This window comes from Pedomonas sp. (assembly GCF_036515995.1).
GTDB lineage: Bacteria > Pseudomonadota > Alphaproteobacteria > Sphingomonadales > Sphingomonadaceae > Pedomonas.
The window spans coordinates 1-9255 of the sequence record NZ_DATBUP010000230.1 but is presented as its reverse complement, the minus strand read 5'-3'; the positions used below and the strand labels follow the sequence as shown (position 1 = coordinate 9255).

Sequence of the window (9255 nt, the reverse complement as noted above, 5' to 3'; positions counted from 1 at the left end):
ATTATTGGCAGCGGGATCAGCGTCTCGGTGAAGAACAATCGCATGAGCCGCCCATGCGCCCTGCAGTCTGACGTCAGACTGACCAGATGACTGACTAAATCGGGATAGCTGCAGGAGTGAAAAGCTCTTGCCTGCAGCTGTCCCGTTTTGCTGTGCACGTGTATTTCCCGAGCTGAATGCGCTAGGTCGGTGCGAAAAACCCATACAAGATCTCGCCTTGGCTATTGAGGCATGGACCCCTGGCAGCTTCGCGGTGTTTCAACCTTCAGATGTGAACCACAGCGTAGGTTGCAAGGAGGCGTCTGATGGCGGAACGGCAGGGACAGACGGGGTATCGGGCGGTCATTCTCCCGATCTCGGCGCTGCTGATGGCAACGGCCTTTCTCATCATGGGTAGCGGCGTGCAAGTGCTGGCGCTTCCCATCCGGGCCGAGATTCTCGACTTCTCGAACATCACCATCGGCTTGCTGGGTACCGGTTACTTCGCCGGCTTCGTGGTAGGATGCCTGTTCGATCCCCGTATCATCCGAACCGCAGGACATATCCGCACCTTTGCTGCCCTAGTGGCTGTCGCCTCGGCGGTGGTGCTGCTTCATGCGATCGTGCGGGATCCGCTCATCTGGATCCTGTGCCGTTTCCTCACCGGTTTGTGCTTTGCCGGCATATCCCTGGTGCTGGAAAGCTGGCTGCATGATTATGCAGACAACACCAACCGGGGCGTGGTCATGTCTACGTATGTAGGCATCAACCTGACAGTGATGACCATCGGCCAAATGATCGCCACTGGCTTCGAGCCGTCCCGCTTCGAGGCGCTGGCAATCTCCTCCATTCTGGTATCTTTTGCGGCGGTTCCTGTCGCGTTGACGCGCTCAGCACAGCCCGCGCCAGTTGTGGAGGTGCGGTTCCGCCCCCGATATCTGTTCAAGCTGTCGCCAGCCGGGTTCGTCGGCTGCTTCCTCATCGGCATGGCCCATGGTGCGTTCTGGACGATGACGCCGGTGGTGGCCCGCGGCGCGGGAGGCGGTGACATTGGGTATGCGGCATGGTTCATGAGCGCGGCGGTCATTGGCGGCGCGCTGGCACAGGCACCGCTTGGCAAGATCTCCGATCGGATGGATCGACGCGTCCTGCTTGTTTCCATCTGCGTCCTGTCAGCCATCATCGGCTTCTTCGTCATCCAGATGCTGGGAACGCAGTATGCTCATTGGGCGGCCTTCTTCTTCGGCGCAGTGACGCTGCCAGCCTACGCGGTCGCGGCGGCGCACGTGTTCGACTTCACGCCGAAGGATGACATCGTCGAAGCCTCATCCGCGCTGTTGATGGTCAATGCGGCGGGCTCGGCGATCGGCGCTCCGCTGTCCGCCGGTTTCATCGACCTGATGGGCGGGCAGGGGCTGTATTGGTTCAATGCCATCGTTCAGGCCGCGCTGATCGGCTATGTCGTCTGGCGCATGCGGATCCGCGAAGCTCCGCCGGAAGAGATCAAGGTGCAGTACGACTTCGCTGCCACCTCGCCGGTGCTTTCGTCGTCCGCGACCGATCTGGAGCATGGTATTGGCAATGGGCGTAAATAAGTGGGCGGAAAAGAAAAGGGGAGCCGGCAAGGCTCCCCTCATCGTTTCAGTGGCCGGATTGATTAACCAGCGGCCTTGCGCGGCCGGCCGGGTTTGCGGCGCGGAGCCGGCTCGGCGCTTTCAACCATGTCGTTGTTCGCCGCTTTCTTGGTCTTAGTGGCAGCAGGCTTGAGTTTTGGCTGTGACGCCGTGATGACTGCCTGCGGCTTGAGCAACGGCTTCAGGTAGTGACCGGTGTAGCTGCGCGGGTTGGCAGCAACGTCTTCCGGCGTGCCGGTGGCGACGATCTCACCGCCGCGCGAGCCGCCTTCAGGGCCGAGGTCCACAATCCAGTCAGCAGTTTTGATCACCTCCAGATTGTGCTCGATGACGACCACCGTGTTGCCCTGCTCGACGAGTGCGTGCAACACTTCCAGCAGCTTGCGCACGTCCTCGAAGTGCAGACCGGTGGTCGGCTCATCAAGGATGTAAAGCGTGTTGCCCGTGGCGCGGCGCGACAGTTCCTTGGCCAGCTTGACGCGCTGGGCCTCGCCGCCTGACAGGGTGGTGGCCTGCTGACCGATCTTGACGTAGCCGAGGCCGACTTCCTTCAGCATGGCCATCTTGTCACGGATCGGCGGCACGGCGGAGAAAAACTCCACGCCGTCTTCCACGGTCATTTCGAGCACGTCCGCAATCGACTTGCCCTTGAATTTGATCTCAAGGGTTTCGCGATTGTAGCGATGGCCGTTGCAGGTGTCGCACGTGACATACACATCCGGCAGGAAGTGCATCTCGATCTTGAGCACGCCATCGCCCTGACAGGCCTCGCAGCGGCCGCCCTTCACGTTGAAGGAGAAGCGACCCGCCTTGTAGCCACGCGCCTGCGATTCCGGCAGCCCGGCAAACCATTCGCGGATGGGCGTGAACGCGCCGGTATAGGTTGCCGGGTTGGAGCGCGGCGTCCGGCCGATGGGGGACTGGTCGATGTCGATGACCTTGTCCAGATGCTCAAGCCCTTCCAGTGCATCGTGTGCGCCTGGAATGACACGGCTGCCGTTCAGCTTGCGGGTGGCAGCATTGAACAGCGTGTCGAGCGTGAGTGTTGACTTGCCCGAACCGGACACGCCGGTGATGCAGGTCAGCGTGCCCAGCGGAATGGAGGCCGTGACGTTCTTCAGGTTGTTGGCTCGTGCGCCGCTGATCGTGACGAAATTGCCCGTGCCAGGACGACGTTGCTCCGGCACCGGCACCATGCGGCGGCCAGAGAGGTATGCGCCGGTCAGGCTGTTCTCGGACGTCATGATGTCCTGCGGCGTGCCTTCGGCGATGATGGCACCACCATGCACGCCCGCACCGGGGCCCATGTCGATCACGTGATCGGCTGTGCGAATGGCGTCTTCATCGTGCTCGACCACTAGCACGGTGTTGCCGAGGTCGCGCAGACGCTTCAGGGTCTCCAGCAGCCGGTCGTTATCGCGCTGGTGCAGGCCGATGGAGGGCTCGTCCAACACATAGAGCACGCCGGTCAGGCCCGAGCCGATCTGGCTAGCAAGGCGGATGCGCTGGCTCTCGCCGCCGGACAGGGTGCCGGACGAGCGGGAGAGGTTGAGATAATCCAGGCCGACGTTGTTGAGGAAGCCGAGACGATCTCCGATTTCCTTCAGCACCTTCTCGGCAATGGCCGCATGCTTGGGGCTGAGCTGGGCCTGCAGTTCAGCAAACCAGCCCACAGCTTCGGCCACGGACATTTCCGTGACCTGCGAGATGGTCCTGCCGCCGACCTTGACTGCCAGCGCCTCCGGCTTCAGGCGCGCGCCGTTGCACGCCTCACACGGGGCCGAGGCCTGGAAGCGGGACAGTTCATCGCGCATCCACTGGGAGTCGGTGTCGCGCCAGCGGCGTTCGAGATTGTTCAGTACGCCTTCGAACGGCTTGTTGACCTGATAGCGCTTGCGGCCGTCCACGAACACCAGCGGCACGGCTTCGCCCCGGGTGCCGTATAGAATGATGTCCTGGATCTTCTTCGGCAGGTCATGCCACGGCTTGTTCATCGAGAACCCGAAGTGATCCGCCAGGCTTTCCAGAACCTGCATGTAGTAGGGTGAGGGCGGGTTGGACTTCGCCCACGGCAGAATGGCACCGCCAGCGATGGTCAGCTCGCTGTTGGGAACGGCCAGTTCCGCATCGAAGTACAGCTTCTCGCCCAGACCGTCACACGTCGGGCAGGCGCCGTGCGGGTTGTTGAACGAGAACAGCCGGGGCTCGATCTCGGCGATGGTGAAACCGGACTCCGGGCAGGCGAACTTCTCGGAGAAAACGATACGCTCCGGCGTGTCGTTTTCATCTGACTTGCTGGCCATTTCGGCAATGGCGAGACCATCCGCCAGCTTGAGGGCCGTCTCCAGAGAATCGGCAAGGCGAGTGGAGATGCCTTCCTTCACCACGATGCGATCGACGACCACATCGATGTCGTGCTTGAACTTCTTGTCGAGCGCCGGAACATCGTCGATGTCGTAGAATTCGCCGTCTACCTTGAGGCGCTGGAAGCCCTGCTTGCGCAGCTCCTGCATTTCCTTGCGGTACTCGCCCTTGCGGCCCCGCACGATGGGAGCCAGCAGGTAGAAGCGGGTGCCTTCCGGCAGCGCCATAATGCGGTCAACCATCTGGCTGACTGTCTGCGCCTCAATGGGCAGGCCGGTGGCAGGCGAATAGGGCACACCCACACGCGCCCAGAGCAGGCGCATGTAGTCGTAGATTTCCGTGACGGTACCGACCGTGGAGCGCGGATTCTTCGAGGTGGTCTTCTGCTCGATGGAGATGGCAGGAGACAGACCTTCGATGTGGTCCACATCCGGCTTCTGCATCATGTCGAGGAACTGGCGGGCGTAGGCGGAGAGGGACTCCACGTAGCGGCGCTGGCCCTCGGCGTAGATGGTATCAAACGCCAGGGATGATTTGCCGGACCCGGACAGGCCGGTGATGACCACCAGCTTGTCGCGCGGGATATCAACATCGACGGACTTGAGGTTGTGCTCGCGTGCGCCACGGATCGAAATATGGGTCAACATGAGTGCGCTTGTTCCATATTTGTTCGTCTAACTCAAGAGGCTAGACGCATAGTCCCAATCTAGTCCCGTTGGGGGGGATTGCCGCAGGGCATCAACCCAGCGCCTGAAGAGAGGCGACACGGGGGAGCCTTGGAGAAACGGCTCTTTCCACAACAGTGGCGCGTGCCAAAAGTCAAGCGAAGCGGGGCTATAAGCGGGGCAGTCGTGCGGTGCTCTGTGGCCGGCGTCCGACCGTTGACGGAAGACGGAATCAGGCGTCAACGGAACGATACTCGACCTCAGAACCCGCGCTTGATTTCCGATGTAGGAATGAAGGAGCGCGGATAACAGGCTTCGTCGGGAATACAGAACATCTCAATTCCGTCTCTTACCTCGATGGAGCCGTGAATCGGCGGAATCGCACGGTTGCGCGTCGCCGCCATTGCTTCCTCAACGGTGCGGAACTGGGCAAGCCACTCCAGCGTGAACTGGGTGGGGACGATGATGAACCATTTGCCCGCTTCGCCTTCGTCCAGCGCCTGCTGCGGACTGACCCATAGGGATTCCACAGACTCTCCGCCATCGTGCTTGGCCGTCTGGTCCGCCGGGGCGGGGGCCAGATAGAACATGGTGTCGAAACGCCGGGGCGAACCTTCCGGCGTGATCCAGCGCGCGACCGGGGCCACGCCGTCCGCCGACAATTTCAGGCTGTGCGTGCGCAGGAAGTCCGCAAACGGCAGGTCGCAGTTGGCAATGCGGGCCCGCTCCGCCTCGTACGTGGCGAGGATCTCGCCCGAGATGCGGCTGCCGTCCGCCCGGTGGGCGAGCAAAATGCCGGCCTCCTCGTATGCTTCACGCAGGGCGGCGATGCGGCAGGAGGCCTCGAACGGGTCCAGCGCGGCAAAGCCTTCCGTCAGATCACTGCCGATCAGATCACGGTCCTGCTGATCAACCTTGCCGCCGGGAAACACCAGCGCGCCAGAGGCGAAGGAGACGGCACGGTTCCGCAAGACCATGAAGACCTGAAGGCCTTCGGGGGTATTGCGGATGATGAGGAGCGTGGCGGCGGGACGGATGGGAACTGCTGTATTCGACATGGCATGGAATGTGGCAGCGCCGGCCGGTTTGGGCAAGGATGCGCACCGCTGCCCGCCGTAAAGCTGCGGCAAATGGATAGGCCAGCGAGGGGGAGCGCGCTTAGCTGCGCGTCACCCCGCACTGGGCGCGATCGAGCAGCAGGTGGTCAGCCAGCACCAGAGCCATCATGGCCTCGGCCACCGGCGCGGCACGGATGCCGACGCAGGGGTCGTGGCGGCCCTTGGTGACAACCTCGGTCTCGGTGCCGCTGCGGGTGATGGTGGGCACCGGCGTCAGGATGGAGGAGGTGGGCTTGATCGCTATTCGCACGACCACGTCCTGGCCGGTGGAAATGCCGCCCAGAATGCCGCCTGCATGGTTGGCGAGGAACTCCGGCTTGCCGTCAGCGCCCAGGCGCATGGCGTCGGCGTTCTCCTCGCCGCGCAGGCGGGCAGCAGCGAAGCCGTCTCCGATTTCAACGCCCTTGACCGCGTTGATGGTCATCATGGCGCAAGCAAGGTCGGAATCGAGCTTGGCGTAAATCGGTGCGCCGAGACCAGCAGGCACGCCATAGGCCGCTACCTCGACCACCGCGCCGAGCGAGGAGCCGGACTTGCGCGCCGAATCCACCAGAGCTTCCCAGCGCTTGGCGGCCTCGGGGTCAGGGCAGAAGAATGGGTTTTCATCAATCGCGGCGTCACTGAAGTTGGCGCGGTCAATAGCATCGCCGCCCAGCTCCACCAGATAGCCACGGATGCGCACGCTCTCGGGCAGGGCCTTGCGGGCGACGCCCCCGGCGGCGACGCGGGCTGCCGTCTCGCGGGCGGAAGAACGGCCGCCGCCGCGATAATCGCGGAAGCCGTACTTGGTGTCGTAGGCCCAGTCCGCATGGCCGGGGCGGTAGGCCTCGGCGATGTTGCCATAGTCCTTCGAGCGCTGGTCCACGTTCTCGATCATCAGACTGATCGGCGTGCCGGTGGTCTTGCCCTCGAACACGCCGGAGAGAATGCGGACCTGATCCGGCTCCTGCCGCTGGGTGGTGAAGCGGTTCTGGCCGGGGCGGCGCATGTCCAGATAGGGCTGGATGTCAGCTTCGGTCAGCGGCAGGCCCGGGGGGCAGCCGTCAACGACGACGCCCAGGGCAGGACCGTGGCTTTCGCCCCAGGTGGTGAAGCGAAATACGCGACCGAAGCTGTTCCAACTCATGCCTGATCTTCCATCCGTTAAAACTGCCAGCCCTCGGAAGAGCGGCTCAGGACAGGCCCTTAGGAAAGGGCGATATCCGGCGCATCCTCGGCCTTCATGCCGATGACGTTGTAGCCGGAGTCAACGTGATGGATCTCGCCGGTCACGCCCGAGGCGAGATCGGAGAGCAGGTACAGGCCGGCTCCGCCCACGTCCTCAATGGTGACGTTGCGGCGCAGCGGCGAGTTCAGCTCGTTCCACTTCAGAATGTAGCGGAAGTCGCCGATGCCGGAGGCAGCCAGCGTCTTGATCGGGCCGGCGGAAATGGCGTTCACGCGGATCTTCCGCGGGCCCATGTCCATGGCCAGGTATTTCACGCTGGTCTCCAGCGCGGACTTGGCAACGCCCATGACGTTGTAGTGCGGCACGACCTTCTCGGCACCATAGTAGGTGAGGGTGAGGAGCGAGCCGCCGTTCGGCATCAACTCTTCCGCCCGCTTCGCAACGGCCGTGAAGGAATAGACGCTGATGTTCATGGTCATCAGGAAGTTGTCGAGGGTGGTGTCGACAAACCGGCCGCGCAGCTCATCCTTGTTGGAATAGCCGATGGCGTGGACGACGAAGTCCAGCGTGCCCCAGCGCTCCTTGACCGCGTCGAAGGCGGCATCGATGGAGGCCATGTCCGATACGTCGCAGGAGATCAGGAAGTCGGAGCCGACCGATTCCGCCAGAGGGCGCACGCGGCGCTCCAGAGCTTCGCCCTGATAGCTGAACGCCAGCTCGGCACCCTGCTCGGCCAGAGCTTTCGTAATGCCCCAGGCCAGGGATCGATCATTGGCAACGCCCATGATCAGGCCACGCTTACCTGCCATCAGACCTGTCATTGTACTTGTCTCCGTGTGTTTGTTCCGGATGTTTGCCCGTCAATGGCATGGCGAGCAAGCGGCGGTCAACTCACCGTTTCAGCCAGACGGAGCCGTTCCGAACGCAATGCGGCGTTCAGTTGGGCGCCCAGAACCAGTCCAATGCCCAAAACGTAGAAAAACAGCAGGGTTATAATGATACCGGCGAGGCTGCCGTAGGTAACGTTGTAAGACCCCATCACAGTCAGGGCGACAGGCAGGAGCTGTGTTGCCGCGATCCAGATCACAGCCGTGAGCAACGCGCCGGGCCAGTGGCGTACCGGCAGCGCTTCCTTTGGCGTCAGCGCGCGGAAGATGCCGTAGAGGCCAAGCACCAGAATGGCAGGCGCAACACCGGTGGCGATGATTTTCATGAAGTCGATGATGCCGGTGAACCAGGGCAGGTAGGCCTGCAGCACCTTCTGGGCCGCGTTCAGGATGAACTGTACGATCATCGATGAGAACAGCACGAGGGCCGAGGCGATGACCAGCAGCGTGGATTGGAGACGCTGAAACCACATGGAGCGCTCGGACATCTGGTCGTAGGCCACGAGCACGATGACGCGCACCGTCTCGATGAAGTTGGCTGCGGTCCAGATCGTGACGATCGCACCGAAGGTGAGCAGGCCGCGCTTTGCCGATCCCGCCAGCACCTGGTTGATGGGCGCAACCAGCACATCCGCCACCTGGGACGGGACGGACCGCATGAGGGTCTGGACCGCTTCCAGGCCCTCATCCGTGCGTCCGAAGAAACCGGCCAGGCTGACGCAGAAGATAAAGAATGGAAATAGCGTCAGCAGCGACATGTAGGCCAGATTGCCGGCGAGAATGCCGCCGTTGTCATCGAAGAAGCCCTTGACGGTCTGCTTGATGACCCGACCAAACGGGGTATCCAGAAAACGGGACCACAGAATACGCAATCGTGCCATAAATCGCTGTATGCAAAGAAGCGGGCTTACGACAAGCCCCAGGAACTCCGCGGGTTGTGGCCTTTCCCAGCCGCCCACTTCTCTGCAAAACGCCTGAGTTCGTCATCCGGCTCACCGATGTCGACCATCAGCCGAACAAGCTGATCGCCGCGGGTGCCGTCCTTGCGGGTGAAACCCTTGCCACGCAGGCGCAGCAACTTGCCCGAGGTGGAGCCCGGCGGCACGCTCAGCATGACCGCGCCATCGACCGTGGGAGCCTTGAGCTTTGCGCCCAGAACGGCTTCGTCCAGCCTCAGGGGCAGGTCCAGCAGAACGTTGTCCCCCTCCCGCTTGAACCAGGCATGGGGCGTCACGTGCAGCGTCACAATGGCATCACCCGCGCCGCCCGGGCCGGGGTCGCCCTGACCTGCCAGGCGAATCTGCTGGCCCTCCTCGAAACCGGCGGGAAGCTTGACCTGAAGGGTCTTGCCGGTGCGCAGGGTGAGGCGCTGCGGCTCCAGCCGCGCCGCTTCCTCGAAGGACACTTCCAGCTTGTATTCGTAATTGCGGCCCTTGGGCC

At 62.6% G+C, this 9255-nt stretch carries 7 protein-coding genes; 1 reads left to right on the top strand and 6 read right to left on the bottom strand.

What is annotated here, in order from left to right; all coding sequences use genetic code 11:
- Positions 1–305 precede the first annotated feature (305 nt).
- Complete coding sequence (locus VIG90_RS16925; RefSeq protein WP_331594698.1) at positions 306–1574, top strand: MFS transporter; 1269 nt, start codon at positions 306–308, stop codon at positions 1572–1574.
- Positions 1575–1636: 62 nt separating this feature from the next.
- Here the strand turns inward: VIG90_RS16925 and uvrA are convergent, their stop codons facing one another.
- The 6 genes from uvrA to VIG90_RS16895 form a co-directional block, all read right to left on the bottom strand.
- Positions 1637–4624 carry an excinuclease ABC subunit UvrA gene (gene uvrA / locus VIG90_RS16920; RefSeq protein WP_414695520.1) on the bottom strand — a complete coding sequence of 996 codons (2988 nt, stop codon included), beginning with the start codon at positions 4622–4624 and terminating at the stop codon, positions 1637–1639.
- 278 nt (positions 4625–4902) lie between these two features.
- On the bottom strand, positions 4903–5700 hold the full coding sequence (locus VIG90_RS16915; RefSeq protein ID WP_331594697.1) for an NUDIX hydrolase: 798 nt from the start codon (positions 5698–5700) through the stop codon (positions 4903–4905).
- Between the two features lie 100 nt (positions 5701–5800).
- Positions 5801–6886, bottom strand: a complete 1086-nt coding sequence (gene aroC, locus VIG90_RS16910) for a chorismate synthase (protein WP_331594696.1) — start codon at positions 6884–6886, stop codon at positions 5801–5803.
- A gap of 59 nt (positions 6887–6945) precedes the next feature.
- Entirely contained in the window at positions 6946–7749 is an 804-nt protein-coding gene (fabI, locus tag VIG90_RS16905; protein ID WP_331594695.1) for an enoyl-ACP reductase FabI, read from the bottom strand.
- A gap of 65 nt (positions 7750–7814) precedes the next feature.
- Entirely contained in the window at positions 7815–8696 is an 882-nt protein-coding gene (locus tag VIG90_RS16900) for a YihY/virulence factor BrkB family protein (RefSeq protein ID WP_331594694.1), read from the bottom strand.
- Between the two features lie 26 nt (positions 8697–8722).
- Positions 8723–9255, bottom strand: a 533-nt coding sequence (locus VIG90_RS16895; RefSeq protein ID WP_331594693.1) for a J domain-containing protein, incomplete at its 5' end; no start/stop codon positions are given.

Bases quoted from the DNA above. Each gene is read 5' to 3' on its own strand.
- uvrA (WP_414695520.1), bottom strand. From the start codon at position 4,624: ATGTTGACCCATATTTCGATCCGTGGCGCACGCGAGCACAACCTCAAG.
- VIG90_RS16915 (WP_331594697.1), bottom strand. From the start codon at position 5,700: ATGTCGAATACAGCAGTTCCCATCCGTCCCGCCGCCACGCTCCTCATC.
- VIG90_RS16900 (WP_331594694.1), bottom strand. From the start codon at position 8,696: ATGGCACGATTGCGTATTCTGTGGTCCCGTTTTCTGGATACCCCGTTT.
- aroC (WP_331594696.1), bottom strand. From the start codon at position 6,886: ATGAGTTGGAACAGCTTCGGTCGCGTATTTCGCTTCACCACCTGGGGC.
- fabI (WP_331594695.1), bottom strand. From the start codon at position 7,749: ATGACAGGTCTGATGGCAGGTAAGCGTGGCCTGATCATGGGCGTTGCC.
- VIG90_RS16925 (WP_331594698.1), top strand. From the start codon at position 306: ATGGCGGAACGGCAGGGACAGACGGGGTATCGGGCGGTCATTCTCCCG.